Raw genomic sequence first — 16,809 nt, forward strand, 5'->3', positions numbered from 1 at the left:
AAGCAGATCAGCGACGATATGCTCCAGCTGAGGCAAATGAAAAAACGTGCGGAACTGGATGCCCAGCAGGATATGGGACGTGAAAGCAAAGCCAAGGAAATCATGGAACTCATTTCCGCAGAAGATCTCAACCTTGCGGAGTATTCCGACACCCTGGTATATCGGGTGATCGAACGAGTAACCGTCCTCTCCAAAGAAGAAATCCGCATTCGCTTTATCGGTGGGTTTGAAATTACCCAGCCCCTTCACTAAGAAGCAGGCACAGAGAGATGCTGGCAGCTTGGGCGCTGCCGGTGTCTCTCTGTGCCTGCTTTTCTCGTTGAGAAATGGGGAATTTTGTGCTAAAATAAAAAAGCATATTGGATAGGCATAAGCTGAAAATGAATGCGAGATGAGAATATGTCATACACTGTAAAATCATCTGAAAAATTAAGAAAATCTGGTTCAGAAGCAGAAACCAAGGCGTTGCTCTATCTGATGAACTTTAGACCAGATAGTGATGACATATACTACTTTGTCGTAGATTTCTTTAATGATTTAACTGGGATGGACAGCATGGCATCCAGATTATGGGACGTCCAATCGAAAGGTGCACATCATGTTAGTCCCAAAACTATTGGAAAAGAGCTTGTAACATTATTTAAGAATTATATGAGTCCACTAACCTTTGAGGCGTATATTCTATTCATTGGTAGTGTGACAGGAACTCTTCGCAAAAATCCCTCTCTTACAACCTTTGGACTTGAAAACGTCAAAGACGCAGCAATAAAGCAGATTAAGTTAGGCTTATATGAAGAGGGCTCTACAAAAGAATATATTGATAGCACAAGCTTAACCGATGAGAATATTAATGACTTCTTAAGCAAAGTTTTTTTCGTCATTGATGATGATAAAAAACCAAGTGAATATGTGAAAGCAATTATAAGGCAGCATCCCAATATTATTCCAGAAGAAAAAATACTTAATGCAATCTTCAACGAGATAAGGGATAAGCAGGCAAGCAAAAAAAATATTTCTTCAGTCGAGGGTGTTGTGATTGAAACAACAGACGAAGCATTAAACTATTGCAGGCACTTAACTAATAATGAAATTCGTTTAATGACTTTACAGCGTATTATTAATAGAGATCCGCTGAGCCAAGGAATACCGGCATCCTTTGTAAGCATCTATACCGCTTGGCCTCCAGAAAGGCAGAAGGAAATGCTTGAGGATTGCCAAGGTGCCTTATGTCGAGCATTATTCAATAAAAATGCGGCAGATGGTTTTTGGTATCTATTTGAGAATACGTATCAAATGATTGTCGAGCATCCAGGCGACTCTGTACAGTCTCTATTTACGAAAATTCAGGCAATCCCCAATTGTATTGCCAGGTGTCCTGACTTTGATGTTCTATCGCTTAAGTACTTTATCTCTGTAGTCAAGGATGGTGTTCAACAATGATGATACGAAAAGTAGCTGTAGGTAATTCTGATGAAGCATTTATTGAGGAAAACTTTGCAAATGGTGTGAACATCATTTCAAGTGATGATAATAATAAGGGAAAGACAATCGTAATCCAATCAATGATGTATGCTTTAGGAAATGAACCAACATTCCCTACATCATTTGAATTCCAGAAGTATTACTACTATATTGAGTTTGAAGAAGCTGGAATAACATTTAAACTTTGTCGATCCGGCGATGGATTTGTATTAAAACGTGAATCTACTGTACTTATTTTCGATAATGTCTCTGAACTTAAAAGATATTGGAACAGGAATATATTTCCACTTCCATCAATAGTAAAAAATCAACTTTTAAGGATAGTAGATCCAGTACTATATGTCCAACTTTTCTTTGTTGGACAAGATAAGAAGGATACGTCTAACATCGCTAATCGCGGCTTCTATAATAAACAGGATTTTATTGAAATGCTTTACGCATTTGCTGGTCTAACTGGAGAGCAGCTTCCGCAAGAAAAGATTGACGAGATAAAAAGTCACATATCTGCTCTTTCTGATGAGAAAAAACTATTACTACAACAACATAAAATACTTAAATCAAAAAAAGCACCTGTCTCATATCTTAGTGCAGAGAGTGACCGTCTCGCATTTGGCAAAAAAATAGCGAGTCTTGAAAAAGTTCAAAGTAAAATTGCGGAATTACGAAAGGCCCGAAACAATGCATCTACTCGTAAGAGTAAATGGGAGCATACAATTAACGAACTTCGTTCTTTAAATCGCACAATATCGTGTGGAGAATTAAGGTGCATGGATTGCAACTCTACAAATATTTCATTTAGCACCGGAGAGCCGACTCAAACATCCTACTCGTTTGATGTTTCTACAGTTGAAATGCGAAATGAAATCATTAATTCTATTTCAGAAAAAATTTCTGCCTATAGCGAAGAAATTGAACGACTCTCTGCAGAAATAGTTATCGAGCAAGAACGTTTACAATCTCTGATGGATGATGAAAGTGTGTCTCTTGAATCCATTGTTGCTTACAAGAAAGATATTTTTTCGGCTTCAGAGGCAGAGGCCAGAATCAAAGAGATAGACACTGAGGTTGCTACATTAAAAAGTCAATTATTAGCCAGTGAAAATGCATCGCTTGAGACACAAGAACAAAGAACAGCTTTATTATCAGCTATTATAAGCAAAATGAATGAACTTTACCATCAGATTGATCCGGATGGAAATATTACATATTCAAGTTTATTTACTCAGCGAAATGAAGTGTATTCTGGAAGTGAGGCTACTATTTTCCATGTGGTGAAATTATTCGCCTTACAATTTGTCTTGCGACACAGCTTTCCAATAGTAATCGATTCCTTCAGAGCAGAAGATCTATCTACCGGAAAAGAAAATACGGTACTTGAAATCTCAAAATCTATTGGTAATCAGGTAATTTTGACAACAACATTAAAGCATGAAGAGATTGGCAAATATGATGACCTACCCGATGTAAATCATATAAATTATCAATCTCATACTCCAAGCAAAATCCTTGATGGTGCTTTTGTAAAATCCTTTATTGCTTTGTTAAAAGACCTTTCGATTGAGATTTAATTTAGAGCGCCCATATTTATGCTTTCTTTTTATCATGGTATCTTTTTTATCAACGCTTCCCATTCATTATCACGGAAAGTGATATAAAACAAAGGCTCTGCTCAGAATTTTCTGGGTGGGGCTTTTGTTCATTGTGAAAGTATATGGTATATAAAATAACTGTTTATGAGGAGGAGTATCTAATGAAAAACATGATAAGAAGAAAAAGAGCAGAATAAAGAGGCAAAGGAGGAAATGTTATGCAAATAAAGTTGAAAAATAAGGGTTTTCTTTGTTTTGTTGTGTTTTTGGTTCAGGTTTGGTTTTTCTGTTTCTGATATTTTTGATGTACCAAATGGGGTTTCGGATTACCTATGTACCTGATTTGGAAAACAGCTGGAATGCTATTTCGGGAACTGCTTCATGGGTGAGCGTAATCGTATCTGTTCTGGGTGTAATCGCTTCCTTTTTAGCTGTTTGGTATGCAATACAAATATCAGATAAACAAAATAAGATTGCTCTATTTGAAAAAAGATATAGAGTGTATAGAACATTGATTTCATGTGATTTTTTTTCAGCTTGTGTTTTTGTATCAAAAGAACCAGAAGGTATCAAAGAGTTTTTTTATACATCTTTTTATGATGCTTCAGAAGAACCAAAGACCTACCAGTATAAGCTTTTTGCATTTAAATATGTACAAGTTACCGAAACTCTGGCTGAAAGCAAATTTTTATTTTCAGAAGATATTTGGAAAGGTGTATGTAAAATAATAGAAAGCATACAAAAGTTAGTTCCAACAGGTGAAAAAGGAATGTCTAAAGAAGAATTTGACAAAGCAAAACAGGACTATTTGGATGCTGTGAAGTCATGTGAGCTTAAGTTAATCTTAAAGAAAATGGAACAAGAACTTAATCTGACAGAATATTAATACAAAAGAAAAAGAGAGATGCTTGCATCTCTCTTTTTTGCGTTTCTTTGTATCAAAATCCAAGGAACAAAATATTACCCCTACTAAATCAGTATTTTCCAATGTGTTCTCAACTGTCCCGATTTTGCTTCATTTGCCCTGAAAAATAACGAACAAATCAATAATAACTTTAGAAGGAAGTCAGATTATCCGATGCTAGCCACAAAGATATTGATCTTGGTGAGTACGAAGACGAAATACTGGAGATAGTAGACAGTAAACTGATCATCAATGATGAATGGCACTGCATGATAACAATGATCTATTTCCACAATATAACAAGAAAAATATTTCTTGTTACCAAAGTGACGGGATAGATGGGGAAAAGCCTCTTTATTAGAAAGAGAGAAAATAGTGCGGTAGATAGAGAAAAGCTGAAAAGAAATGAATGTAATAGAAGATGTATGGATAAACCAGCGTAAATAAATCAAGTTTTAGGAGATTCATTGGCTGAAATATCTTTCATACAATGAATCAGCTGCTGAACAAACCGATGTTCCCGCTCGTTCATTTGATAGGAGTTCTCTTGCAGAAGAAAAACCTTCAGTTTTTCTTTCAGTCCGACCAGTGGAAGAAATACACAGCCGTTTTGTGCGGAATAGTCTGGATGACTTTTAATAATGACCGAAAAATATCCGCTTTCACGCACGGCATCAAACAATCCACCACGGTCAAAAACATATAAAACCCGGTGATCATTTTCTAATCCTAAGATTTGCAGCCAGTCCGAAAAATCAAAATTTTGATAATTGACAAGATTATATCGCGGAAGGTCAACCACATCAATGGATTTTTTTCTGGAAATGGGATGGGTTTGAGGAACCATGACCTGCAAAGGAATATCAGATGCAATGCACTGCATGTTTAGATTGTATTTTTTGGCGATCTTCTGATATTTGCTTTCGTTACATTCAAAACAGTAAAACAAACAAATGCGGTAATGTCTTTCAATAATATCCTGAATGGTCTGTATTAAACCGGTTTCTTTAAAATTATCTTCGATATCCTCTTGAGAAATTTCTTTTTTGAAACGCAAAAATTCATGCATAAATACTGAGTAATACGTGCAAGAAAGGGAAATGTTTTTGTGCTCTGTAAACATGCGTGGAATCTGGTGGATCTTTTGCATTTCAGACACAATAATTTTGGCAGAAGATAAAAAGATGCGGCCAGCATTTGTCAGCTGAATTCCAGAATTTTTTCTGACAAAGAGGGTATAGCCTAATTCTGATTCCAGATTTTTTAATGCGTTGCTCAAATTAGGCTGAGAAAGATATAGATTTTTGGCAGCTTTGTTGATAGAGCCACATCTCTCGATTTCTACGACATATTCCATCATTTTTATGTCCATTCTGTCGAAACATTCCTTTCTGTACATTTTTATCTAGAAAAGATCGATATTATAAAAATAATTCACAATAGTAACAAAAAATATCTTCCTTTTTACTTGTTTTTGATTATATCATTTCTCATATAACGAATCAAGATTTACTATAACAACAATATGACAAATCATGATAGAATCTAGTTGTCAAAAGAAATAAAAAAACAATCAATATAAAGCGTATTTTATATATAAGACATATATTGATTGTCTTTAAAAACAAAAGATGAGTAAGAAAAAGGAGAATGAATATGTCTGAAGTTAAACAACCTGCAAGCGCACTGTCCTCCCCAAGATTCTGCAATATGGGAACATTTATGAGAATGAGCAAAGTTGATTCGGCTGAAGGATTAGATTTCGTTATTGCCGGTGCTCCATTCGATACAGCAAGCTCTTTCCGCTCTGGTTCTCGTTTTGGCCCAAATGCAATCAGAAATATTTCCGCAATGATGAAACCAAACAATGTTCTTCTTCAGGTAAACATCATGGAAAGCCTCAAAGGCGGCGATATTGGTGACTTCAATGTAACCCCAGGCTACATTCATCCATCCTATGCAGCAATCGAAGAAGGCGTAAGTCAGATTTTGGAAAAGAATGCAGTTCCGATCGTTCTGGGCGGCGACCATTCGATTACTCTGGCAGAGCTTCGTGCAGTTGCTAAAAAATATGGTCCTGTAGCTCTGGTACATTTCGATTCTCACTCTGACCTGTGTGATACCGTATTCGGTGAAAAATATAACCATGGTACACCATTCCGTCGTGCAATCGAAGAAAATCTGATCGATCCATCCCACTCCATCCAGATTGGTATGAGAGGATCCCTGTACGATCCAAACGAGCACAAGATGGCTGCTGAACTTGGTATGAAGCTTATCCCAGCTCACAAAGTACGCGAAATGGGAACAGACGCGCTGATCCAGGCAGTTCTGGAAAGAGTTGGGGACAAACCTTGCTTCCTGACCTTCGATATCGACTTTGTAGATCCTGCATACGCCCCAGGTACCGGTACACCAGAGGTTGGCGGTTTCACCTCCTTTGAAACACTGGATATGGTAAGAAGAATCAAAGACCTCAACTATGTTGGTTTTGATATTGTTGAAGTGCTTCCAGCTTACGATAGTGGCGAAATCACTGCATACATGGCAGCGAACATTGTATTTGAATATCTTTCTATTCTCGCTTTGAAAAAGAAGAATAACAAGTAAAAATTTCGGGACCGGTTGGTGTTCGACCGGTCCTATTTATTACATAAGGAGGGTGGATTATGTCAGATAATAAAGTAAATATCAGTGGGGAACAGATTAATTATAATGACAACAATGTGTTGGACGCATTGAAGTTAAATCCACAGCAGGAAAAGGCCGGAACAATCAAAAGTATTATCTTTACGATCATTGCAATTATCGTCTTCTTTGTTCCAGTCACCATCAACGGAAACACAGATATTGTTTTTGGAACAATTTATAAAACGATCAAAAGCGTACTGGGTCTTGTTGGTATCTGGATGATCTGCAGCATCATTATTGTAAATGGACCTTTGAGCATTTACAGCAAGTTTATCTGTAAAAACAAAGAGTCAAAACTCTACAAATATTATGAAGATGATTCCATCGTCCATGCAATTTTCTATCTGCTTGGTTCTGCATTTGCGGTTGTTTATGTTTTAGATCAAACCTTTGCAGCATTCAGTGGTCCGGAATGGCTGGTTGGTGCTCATACCGGTGGAACTGTTTTCCCGGTTGCGATTGACGTTGCATGGATCATTCCTGTTAGCGCCTTCTTTATGCCTTTCCTTTTAAACTACGGCATTGTAGATCTGATTGGAAGTCTGATGGAACCATTGATGCGCCCTGTATTCAAGGTTCCAGGACGCAGTGCGGTCAATGCAATAGCTTCCTTTGTCAGCTCTTCCTCTGTTGGTGTATTGATTACAAGCAAACTGTATCGAAGCGGTGTGTATACCAAAAAAGAAGCCTGCATTATTGTAACCGGTTTCAGCGCTGTCAGTGTTGGATTTGCGTACATGGCGATTGAAACAGCCGGATTGGCAGAACATTTTCTGCTGGTTTATTTCCTTGCATTGCTCATTACTCTGATTGTAAGCATCTTTATGGCGAGAATCCCGCCTCTGTCTACCAAAGAGTCTGTTTTTATTGACGGAAGAAAACAGACGAAAGAAGATATTCAGAGAGAACGTCATTCTGATGAAGGTGCTCTGAAAAAGGGTGTTGAGAGAGCGGTCAAAAAAGCATACACTGCTCCAAAGCTGTCCACAGAGATTAAAAACAGCCTGAAAGACGGATATTTTGTCCTTCCAAAGGTTATTTCCCTGCTTGCAGCTGTCGGTACTGTTGCCATGATCGTAGCAAACTATACACCTGTCTTTAACTGGATTGGTAAAGTGTTTGAACCACTCCTGGTGCTGCTGCAGGTTCCAAATGCGGCAGAGATCGCACCATCTTTCCCAGTTGGCATTGCAGAGATGTTCCTGCCTGTTATGATGATTGCGGACAAGGTGGAGATGCTGGCAGCTGGTGCACGCTACATGGTTGTTACTGTTGCTATGGTACAGATCATCTTTTTCTCGGAAACAATCATCGTTATGCTTTCTACCAAAATGCCGATTTCTTTGAAAGAGCTGATTATCTGCTTTGTAGAAAGAACCTTGATTGCGATTCCGGTAACAGCGGTATTTATGCATATTTTGTTCTAATCGATATTTTGATAAAATTCCATACTTTTTCCTTAAAAACAAGACCTTCTAGAAAGAAGGTCTTGTTTTTATTGTTATAAGAAAACCCCCGGCTGTGCCGGGGGTTCAAAAAAGCTTTAGCGATAAGTAGGAAATAAAAACTCCTTTTGGTAAAATCAGTATGCGGCCTGACAACTGCAAACTAAAAACCAAAAGGAGGACATTCAAAATGAATGACACAAAAAGTTTAGCACATACAAGTTGGAATTGTAAATACCATATTGTCTTTGCACCGAAATATAGGAGAAAAATATTTTATGGAGAACACAAGGCGGAAATAGGAAAAATACTCAGAGAGCTATGTGAGTGGAAAGGAGTAAATATCATTGAAGCGGAAGTATGCCCCGACCATATCCATATGCTCGTAGAAATACCACCCAAGGAAAGTGTATCTGGATTCATGGGTTTTTTGAAAGGAAAGAGCAGTATTCTGATACATGAAAGACACGGAAATCTAAAATATAAATATGGGAACAGAAGCTTTTGGTGCAGAGGGTACTACGTAGATACAGTAGGAAAGAATGCAAAAAAGATATCTGAATATATACAAAATCAGTTGAAAGAGGATCAGCTTCACGATCAGCTGACACTAAAGGAGTATGCAGACCCGTTTACGGGTAGCAAGTAACAATCCCCTCGCAGGTGTCAGGTCGCAAAAAGCGCCTGCAGGCGCTGCTAGTAACAGAGCCTTACAGGCGCATCCGTAAAGCCACCGGCTATGCCGGTGGATATTTACTTTAACACCTAATTCTTAAAGGAGTTTGTTTACGATTACTGTGAAATTTGGATATGATTTAACGAAGGTTTCATGCATTATTCATAAATGCAAAAGATAGTTTTATAAATTATCGTCCATAGAAAAAGTGCTGTCCGTCAGATTCCCAGATTTGTCTGAAATTTAGACAAATCTGGGAATCTGACTATTTTCTCTACCTTGTTTTTATCTATAATATTGTTTACTGTAAGATGAATGCAAGAGAGGAAGAGGAAAAATGCGAAAGTTTTACAGCATAGTAGTCAGGAAGCGAAAAACAGTAATTTGCTTTTTCTTGATTCTATCGATCATCAGCTTTTTTATGAAGAGCATGGTGTCGGTAGATTACGACATCAATGACTATCTTCCAGATGACAGTCCCTCAACGATAGCAATCGATGTTTTGGGGCAGGAGTTTGAGGGAGGAATTCCAAATGCTCGCGTAATGGTTTCTGATGTCACCATTCCACAGGCACTTGATTATAAAGAAAAACTGGAAGCAATCGATGGTGTGAGCGCTGTCACCTGGTTGGATGATTCAGTAGATATTACCACTCCACTTGATAACTTAGACCCAAAAGTGGTGGAAACATATTATAAAGATAATACCGCGTTGTTCACTGTTACCATAGAAGAAGACAAGAGGATCGAAGCAGTAGCAGGGATCGAAGATTTGGTTGGCCAAGATAACGCAATTGCAGGAAGTGCGGTAGCGACTGCGGATGCAACGACCAACACCGTGTCTGAAATACAGACAATCACGGTAATTGCTGTTTTATTCGTTTTGATCGTTTTGCTTGCGACCACCAATTATTGGCTGGAACCGCTGGTGATTTTGATTGGCCTTGGTGTAGCAATCATCATCAATGACGGTACGAACCTAATGTTTGGTGAAATATCCTTTGTAACAAATGCTGCTGGAAGCGTTTTGCAGCTTGCGGTTTCTTTGGATTATTCGGTATTTCTGATTCATCGCTTTGAAGAATGCCGACTGGAAAACAGCGATCCGCAGTCGGCGATGATCGATGCTTTGTGCAAATCGACATCCTCGATTTTGTCCAGTGGTCTGACAACAGTAATTGGATTTTTAGCCTTGGTATTGATGCGATTTAAGATCGGACCGGACCTTGGACTTGCACTTGCAAAGGGCGTTGCAATCAGCCTGATTGTTGTGTTTGTATTTATGCCGGCGTTTATCTTGTCGGTTTATAAGCTGCTGGACAAGAGCAAGCACAAACAGCTTCTCCCGTCCTTCCGTGGATTTGGAGGGTTTGTCAGAAAGATCTCCATCCCGATGGTGTGCATCTTTCTGATAATCTTTATCCCGTCCTATCTTGCATCCAACGCAAACGACTATTACTTTGGTTCTTCCCACATCTTTGGAGAAGGAACCCGACTGGGAGATGATACGGCAGCGATTGAGTCGGTATTCGGCAAGAGTGATACCTATGTTTTGATGGTATCTGCCGGAGATACCGCGACAGAGAAGGAGCTCTCCAATGAGCTGCACACACTGCCGCAGGTAAGTGACATTATCTCCTATGTGGATCTGGCAGGAGCTGAGGTTCCACTGGAATATTTGGATGAAAAAACAATCTCGCAGTTAATCTCAGAGGATTACAGCAGAATGGTAATCTCAGTCAATGCTGACTATGAAGGTCAGGAGACCTTTGATCTGGTCCAGAAGATTCGGGATATCGCTTCAGAAAACTATCCGGATGAATATTATCTGGCGGGCGAAGGAGTCAGCACTTATGACCTGATGAACACAGTAATGGATGATATGCTGAAAGTAAACATGCTTGCAATCGGCGCAGTGTTCCTGGTACTGCTGGTATCACTGCATTCGATATCCCTGCCGGTGATCCTGGTGCTGAGCATCGAGACGGCAACCTGGCTGAACCTCTCGGTACCATATTTTATGGACACGACGATCTTCTATATTGCATACCTGATTATCAGTTCCATCCAGCTTGGAGCGACCGTCGATTATGCAATTTTGATGACCGACCGTTATAAGGAAAACAGGCAGAGATTTGATAAAAAACAGGCAGTTGTCGAAACAATTTCCGACGTAACCGTTTCGATTTTGACTTCCGGCAGTGTACTGACCGTAGTTGGTTTGCTGATGGGATATATTTCCACCAATCAGCTTCTTGCACAGCTGGGACTCTTTATTGGACGCGGAGCTATCTTTTCATTAGCAATCGTTTTGTTCGTCCTTCCAGGCTTGTTATATCTGTTTGACCGACTGATCGTTCAGCCGCCAAAACTTAAAGTAAAGCACACAAGAAAACAAAATGAACCAAAAGAACAGGAGGCATAGAAACGATGAGTTACATCGATACAAAGAAAAAATGGAATCGTATAGTTGCATGTGTCATGGCCGTAATCCTTTCTACTTCCATGACCATTTCGCCGCTTGCTGCCGAGGCAGTACCGAACACTCCAAAAGAAGAAGTAGTGTATGTCAACTTGAATACAGATGGTTCTGTGAAGGAAATCAACGTCGTCAATATTTTTGATTTGGATAAAGACGGTCAGATCGTCGATTACGGCAGCTATGAAAGCCTGCGGAATATGACAACGACCGACAAGATCGAATACTCGGGAGATAAGATCACTGTGGATGCAAAGGCAGGAAAGCTTTACTATGAGGGAAAGCTTTCTAAAAATGTGATGCCTTGGGATTTTTCGCTCCACTACTATCTGGATGGGAAGGAATATCCAGCAGAGGAGATCGCAGGAAAGAGCGGTGCATTAAAAATCACCATGTCGATCCGCAAGAATCCGGATTGCAGCGGCACATTTTTTGAAAATTATGCGCTTCAGGCATCGGTTACGCTGGATACCAATCAATGTGAGAATATCGTGACCGAAGATGCAACCGTAGCAAATGTCGGAAGCAAGAAGCAGCTGACGTATACTATCCTTCCGGGGAAAGAAGCAGATCTCACCATCACAGCGGATGTAAAGGATTTTGAGATGCCAGCAATAGCAGTCAACGGAGTCCCACTTTCCTTAAACATTGATGTGGACGACGAAGAACTGATGTCCAAGGTCGATGAGCTGGTGGATGGAATCGTGAAACTGGATGATGGCAGCTTAGAGCTGAAAGACGGTGCATCCGACCTAAAGAACGGAAGCAGTGATCTGGAAAGCGGAGCACTAGATCTGCGTGATGGAATGAGTGATCTGGACGGAGGCGTTCAAGAGCTTTATGACGGTATCTTAAAGGTCCAAGATGGTTTGCTCGAACTGGATTCCAACTCGGATGACCTTACAGAGGGTTCGGCAAAGGTAAAAGAGGCGCTGGAAACCATCCAAGCGTCCTTACAATCCATCTCTGCATCTAGTGACCAAATCGATGAGCTAGTAAAAGCATCCAACGAGATCAATGATGGGATCGGTGAGCTAGTTGGAGGAATCTCGACATTGAAGAACGGAATCGATCAGTACCAAGCAGGACTGGGAGAAGATGGACTGGAAAAATTGCAGCAGGGAAATGGTTCAGCAGTCGAAATGATTGATGGTATCATCGATGCGCTCAATGATGTTATCGATATGCTGTCCCAAAGCTCGGTTTCGCCGGAGCCGGATGCTCCGGCCCAAACAATGCCTTTGCCGGATGTTTCGGAGGAACATACTGAAGAAGGAACACAGCAGCCTTCTGAAAAAGAAAGTACAGATAATTCTCAGGATATGGTGCCTCAGGAAGAGAATAGTCAGGAGGATTCCTTGGAGACTTCCCAAAATAGTGAGGACGCAGGAGCTTCGGATGAGTTGCAAACAGATGAGAGCGCACAAATGATAGGAGTAGAAAGCTCAACGGATGATTATTATTCTTCCGGCAGTTCGGTTACCTCACAGGAGGAAATTCAGGCGCAGATTTCTTTACTCAGAGACTTGATTCAACAATTAGAAACTGTAAAGCAACTGTTTAACGGAAATCTTGCATTGGTAAAGGGTACAGAGACTTTTCTGAGTTCCGCAGTTCCGGGTGTCGGAGAACTGATGAGTGGGGCAGAAAAACTACAGACAAACTATCAACAATTTAATTCTGTGATTGAAGGCCTTGGGACACAGCTCAAAGAAATGCTGCTGGGATTGTCGAAGCTTTCCGAAGGAATCGATATGCTCGTTGAGCAGTATGATGTTTTGGATCAAGGAATCAACAGTTATACAGGCGGTGTAGCAAAAATTCTGGACGGATACGGTCAGTTGGTGGATGGAGCAAAACAGCTGGTCGGAGGAAGCGAAAAGCTCAAAGATGGAACCAGTACCCTGTATAACGGAACAGTCGATATGGCACAGGGAATGTCCGATTTTTATGATGGTGCAGGGGAGCTGAAAGACGGCACCGGAGAAATGCGTGACAAAACCAGTGGAATGGACAGCGAGATTGATGAGCAGATCGATAATTTGGTCAGTGATATCACTGGAGATGTTAGTGATATCGGTTCATTTGTCTCGGACGAAAACACCAATGTCAAGGCAGTTCAGTTTGTCATCCAGACAGAGCCAATCCAAGAGCAGGATGTTTCAGAAGAAGAACCGGCAGAACAGCCAAAGCTGACCTTCTGGCAGAAATTCCTAAAACTGTTTGGACTGTATAACGAAAACTAAGCTTTTTTGAACATTCTATGCAATGCTTTCTTTTTGGGCGGCACTGTGATACAACGAAAAGTATACCGGTATCAAGAACATCGAGGATGAAAGTTATGATGGATTTGAAATTATGACGACGCTGGATTCAAAGCTGGACTTTGAATCTCAAACCTTGGTGACAGAGAGATTGGAGCAGCTTGCTGTCAGCGAACATACCACCGGAGAAGCATTGGAAAATGGTCAGTATGAGGTGGAACTTCGGGACGATTGCTTTGAAATCTATCTGGAGCTGCCGCAGTAAAGGAAGTTTTCTCCAATCTGTGTCTATGAAAGATGGGGTATGTAAGATAATATGGATGAAGATAAAAAGGAGTTCCTTCGGGAACTCCTTTTTTATGGTGCCGAACAGGCATCAAAAGGCCATCAGTTCTAAGGACTTAATAGGTTCCAGTGATCACGGAAATATATTGAAAAACAACATGTTTTAACTATTCAGCAGAAGATGCCTTATAGAACAAATAAAAATGATTCTGTTCGAGGAAAAAAATCAAAATTCTACTTTGTTAATTTTACTTAATTTTATGTAATTTATCATTTTCTTTTTAGCAAAGTGTCGAAAATGACAAATTCCATAGAAATAAAAAATAATATGTAGATATATGTATAGATAAAAGAAATCAGGAAGAATATTGACGTGGGTCTAAGACATAAGTATATAATGAAAGGAAAACATTCTATGGAAATGGAGCCGAGATTGTGCTTTGGGAAAAAACCTATTATGTAAAAGAAATAATGAAAAAATTTGGAATCAGTCGGGATACCATCAAATATTACGAGAAAAAAGGATTGATTGAGCCAGACAGATCTGAAAACCAATACCGTGTATTTGATGAGTATAATGTACAAAAGCTCAAAAAAATCTTGGATTACCGTGATCTGGGGTTTACAGTTGACGAGATTATTGACTATAATCAAGCCACAGCTGCCGAAATCAGGATAGGATATCTGGAAAATTTACGCAAAAGAACCGAAGAGAAAATTCGGCAGTTAAGCTTTGACTTGGAAAGAATCAATCGCCTGGAGCGACTGATAGGCAATGACAGCCGGTTTCACTACGGATTCAATATTGATTATAACAGAGAGTTTTGTATCGACTGTCCCAATTTAGAAGTGGATGACCGGCGCAAGCTGTTTACGCGAGATGCATTGCTTTTACAGATGGATCAGGAGAGAAATTTTGTGCAGGTAACAGAATGTGAAGTGATTCGGGAAAGCTTTATCATGGGTGAAAGATGCAAAGAATGTAAAAGGAAAAAATGGAGTTATCAAAAGGTGTATCGCCGACAGGTTGTTTTTCGAGGAGAAGAAGCGCTTAAGCAAACGATTCAGGAAGCTTATTTCAGAGGAACAGAGCTTGGATATACATTGTCTGATGAAATATTGATCACAAAAAAGTAATCACAACAGAGGAAAAGGAAAGTTTAATTTTTGATATTTTTATACCGATTCTGCCTTGAAAGAAGCAGTCTTGACTTGTGTGTCGGACACAGGCGTAACATGAAGCGGACGACAGGGTCACTATATTTCTTCAAGGAGGTAAAAAGCATGAAAAGGCGTGTAATCGCATTCTTGCTTGCAATGACAATGGCTGTTTCCATGGCTGCCTGCGGTTCTAGCAGCACATCGGAAGAAACAGCAGAAACACAGACCACAACATCCACCGAGACAGAAACTGCTGAGGAAACTGAAGCTACCGAGGAGACAGCAGAAGAATCGACAGAATCGTCGGAAGGTGGTACATTTATTGTTCCAATCAACTCCAGCTCCATCACCTCGCTGACTCCATACAGCATCTACGGCAGTGACGACGGACAGATGGCAGCAAATCCATGCTATGATTCGCTGTTTATCGTATCCAGCACCGGCACCAGATGCTATCTTGCAGAAAGCCTGGAAGCAACCTCTGATGATGGCTGCCACTACCGCATGAAGCTGACCGATGGTGCTCTGTGGCACGATGGTGAGCCGATCACCGCAGATGACGTTGTCTACACCGTCAACGTGCTGCTGGATCCTTCCAACACCGGCAGCCAGAGCCAGTATGTTGTATATGACGGCGATCCGATCGCATCGGTAGAAAAGGTGGACGACCTGACCGTTGATATTACCCTTGCAAAACCATATTCCGCATTTGAAAGTGAGTTTAGTCGTATCAAACTGCTGCCAGAGCATGTATTCGGCGGACAGACCTGCATCAAGGATATGACCGAAGAACTCAACATGGCAATCGGTTCCGGTCCATTCAAACTCAAAGAATATAACGAAGGTGAATCCATCGTTTACGAGAGATTTGATGATTACTACAGAGGTGCAGCAAGCCTGGATCAGGTAGTAATCAAGATGATGCCGGATCTGAGCGCACAGGAAGCAGCTCTGCAGGCTGGTGAGATCTCGATGATGCGTGTTACCAGCCAGACCAAGCTGGACAAGTACAAAGCAGACGACAACTACACCGTCTACTCCATTCCAGAAGGCCGTCTGAACTATCTGACCTTCAACTATCAGTGCGATATCTGGAAGAATGAAGATGCAAGAAAAGCAGTTTGCCTTGCACTGAATGTCGATGAGATCATCATGGGCGCCTACGGTTCCGAAGAGCTGGCAGTTGCAGCAACCAACTTCTGCTCGCCAGAAAACCTGTACTACAATGACGAGATGGAAGGTTATCAGCAGGATCTGGAAGAGGCAAAACGTCTGGCAGAGGAAAGCGGTCTGACCGATATGACCCTCAACTACATTTACTTCTCTGCAAGACCGAACATGAAAGAAACAGCACAGATTGTTCAGCAGCAGCTCAAACAGATCGGTGTTGAGGTAAACATTCAGGCTTACGATACCAGCGAATTTTTCGCACACCTCTTTGCAGCATGGAGAGGCGGAAAGACTACCGAGGACACTTCCTGGGATCTCGCAACCAACGGTATGGATTCTCTGAATGCTGACCCAGCAACCAAGATGTCCTCCTGGAAGGGCGATCTGATCCAGAACGGCTTCTACATGAGCGAGGAAACCAGTGCACTGTGGGAAAAAGCTGCTCAGTCGATCGACCTGACCGAAAGAGAAGAACTCTACAAACAGCTTCAGATTCAGATGAACGAAGACTACTCGCTGTACCCAATGGCAAACACCAACTATGTCATGGTTGCCAGAAAAGAATTCAAAGGTTTGGATGCAATCGAAAAATATCCAGTATTTGAAGATTACACCCAGATCACCATGGAATAGAACAAGGGCCATTAAAGGAAAAGCCGCTTG

The 16,809-nt window shown here is 40.7% G+C and carries 12 protein-coding genes and 1 pseudogene; 12 read left to right on the forward strand and 1 reads right to left on the reverse strand.

Annotated features, from left to right (window positions below; translation table 11 throughout):
* The 4 genes and pseudogenes from Q0L39_RS00460 to Q0L39_RS00475 form a co-directional block, all read left to right on the forward strand.
* Positions 1-252, forward strand: a pseudogene (locus Q0L39_RS00460) (recombinase family protein); the annotation flags it as partial.
* Positions 253-399: 147 nt separating this feature from the next.
* On the forward strand, positions 400-1,440 hold the full coding sequence (locus Q0L39_RS00465; protein ID WP_296626373.1) for a hypothetical protein: 1,041 nt from the start codon (positions 400-402) through the stop codon (positions 1,438-1,440).
* Positions 1,437-3,050, forward strand: coding sequence for a hypothetical protein (locus Q0L39_RS00470; RefSeq protein ID WP_296626374.1), 1,614 nt, complete (start codon positions 1,437-1,439; stop codon positions 3,048-3,050). Before Q0L39_RS00465 ends, Q0L39_RS00470 begins: the two co-directional genes overlap by 4 nt.
* Positions 3,051-3,384: 334 nt before the next feature.
* Positions 3,385-3,957, forward strand: a complete 573-nt coding sequence (locus Q0L39_RS00475; protein ID WP_296626375.1) for a hypothetical protein — start codon at positions 3,385-3,387, stop codon at positions 3,955-3,957.
* Positions 3,958-4,423: 466 nt separating this feature from the next.
* Here the strand turns inward: Q0L39_RS00475 and Q0L39_RS00480 are convergent, their stop codons facing one another.
* The gene (locus Q0L39_RS00480) at positions 4,424-5,335 is read right to left on the reverse strand and encodes a LysR family transcriptional regulator (RefSeq protein WP_296626376.1); all 912 of its coding nucleotides are present in this window, start codon (positions 5,333-5,335) and stop codon (positions 4,424-4,426) included.
* Between the two features lie 296 nt (positions 5,336-5,631).
* Here Q0L39_RS00480 and speB point away from each other — a divergent pair, with 296 nt between their 5' ends.
* The 8 genes from speB to Q0L39_RS00520 all read left to right on the forward strand — a co-directional run bounded on the left by speB (position 5,632) and on the right by Q0L39_RS00520 (position 16,779).
* Positions 5,632-6,585: an agmatinase gene (speB, locus tag Q0L39_RS00485; RefSeq protein ID WP_296626377.1), complete on the forward strand. Its 954-nt coding sequence runs from the start codon at positions 5,632-5,634 to the stop codon at positions 6,583-6,585.
* Positions 6,586-6,644: 59 nt separating this feature from the next.
* On the forward strand, positions 6,645-8,093 hold the full coding sequence (locus Q0L39_RS00490; protein ID WP_296626378.1) for a nucleoside recognition domain-containing protein: 1,449 nt from the start codon (positions 6,645-6,647) through the stop codon (positions 8,091-8,093).
* 208 nt (positions 8,094-8,301) lie between these two features.
* A complete protein-coding gene (gene tnpA / locus Q0L39_RS00495) occupies positions 8,302-8,760 on the forward strand; it encodes an IS200/IS605 family transposase (protein WP_296626379.1) in 459 nt (152 codons plus the stop codon).
* A gap of 448 nt (positions 8,761-9,208) precedes the next feature.
* The gene (locus tag Q0L39_RS00500; RefSeq protein ID WP_296626380.1) at positions 9,209-11,212 is read left to right on the forward strand and encodes an MMPL family transporter; all 2,004 of its coding nucleotides are present in this window, start codon (positions 9,209-9,211) and stop codon (positions 11,210-11,212) included.
* Between the two features lie 5 nt (positions 11,213-11,217).
* Entirely contained in the window at positions 11,218-13,512 is a 2,295-nt protein-coding gene (locus Q0L39_RS00505; protein ID WP_296626381.1) for a hypothetical protein, read from the forward strand.
* A gap of 112 nt (positions 13,513-13,624) precedes the next feature.
* Positions 13,625-13,795, forward strand: a complete 171-nt coding sequence (locus tag Q0L39_RS00510; protein WP_296626382.1) for a hypothetical protein — start codon at positions 13,625-13,627, stop codon at positions 13,793-13,795.
* A gap of 455 nt (positions 13,796-14,250) precedes the next feature.
* Positions 14,251-14,952: a MerR family transcriptional regulator gene (locus tag Q0L39_RS00515; RefSeq protein WP_296626383.1), complete on the forward strand. Its 702-nt coding sequence runs from the start codon at positions 14,251-14,253 to the stop codon at positions 14,950-14,952.
* A 147-nt stretch (positions 14,953-15,099) separates the two neighbouring features.
* Positions 15,100-16,779, forward strand: coding sequence for an ABC transporter substrate-binding protein (locus Q0L39_RS00520; protein ID WP_296626384.1), 1,680 nt, complete (start codon positions 15,100-15,102; stop codon positions 16,777-16,779).
* Positions 16,780-16,809 lie beyond the last annotated feature (30 nt).

Source organism: uncultured Negativibacillus sp. (genome assembly GCF_944388365.1).
In the GTDB taxonomy this organism is placed as follows: domain Bacteria; phylum Bacillota; class Clostridia; order Oscillospirales; family Ruminococcaceae; genus Negativibacillus.

Coding starts and splice junctions, on each gene's coding strand:
- Q0L39_RS00465 (WP_296626373.1), top strand. CDS start 400: ATGTCATACACTGTAAAATCATCTGAAAAATTAAGAAAATCTGGTTCA.
- Q0L39_RS00470 (WP_296626374.1), top strand. CDS start 1,437: ATGATGATACGAAAAGTAGCTGTAGGTAATTCTGATGAAGCATTTATT.
- Q0L39_RS00475 (WP_296626375.1), top strand. CDS start 3,385: ATGGGGTTTCGGATTACCTATGTACCTGATTTGGAAAACAGCTGGAAT.
- Q0L39_RS00480 (WP_296626376.1), bottom strand. CDS start 5,335: ATGATGGAATATGTCGTAGAAATCGAGAGATGTGGCTCTATCAACAAA.
- speB (WP_296626377.1), top strand. CDS start 5,632: ATGTCTGAAGTTAAACAACCTGCAAGCGCACTGTCCTCCCCAAGATTC.
- Q0L39_RS00490 (WP_296626378.1), top strand. CDS start 6,645: ATGTCAGATAATAAAGTAAATATCAGTGGGGAACAGATTAATTATAAT.
- tnpA (WP_296626379.1), top strand. CDS start 8,302: ATGAATGACACAAAAAGTTTAGCACATACAAGTTGGAATTGTAAATAC.
- Q0L39_RS00500 (WP_296626380.1), top strand. CDS start 9,209: ATGAAGAGCATGGTGTCGGTAGATTACGACATCAATGACTATCTTCCA.
- Q0L39_RS00505 (WP_296626381.1), top strand. CDS start 11,218: ATGAGTTACATCGATACAAAGAAAAAATGGAATCGTATAGTTGCATGT.
- Q0L39_RS00510 (WP_296626382.1), top strand. CDS start 13,625: ATGACGACGCTGGATTCAAAGCTGGACTTTGAATCTCAAACCTTGGTG.
- Q0L39_RS00520 (WP_296626384.1), top strand. CDS start 15,100: ATGAAAAGGCGTGTAATCGCATTCTTGCTTGCAATGACAATGGCTGTT.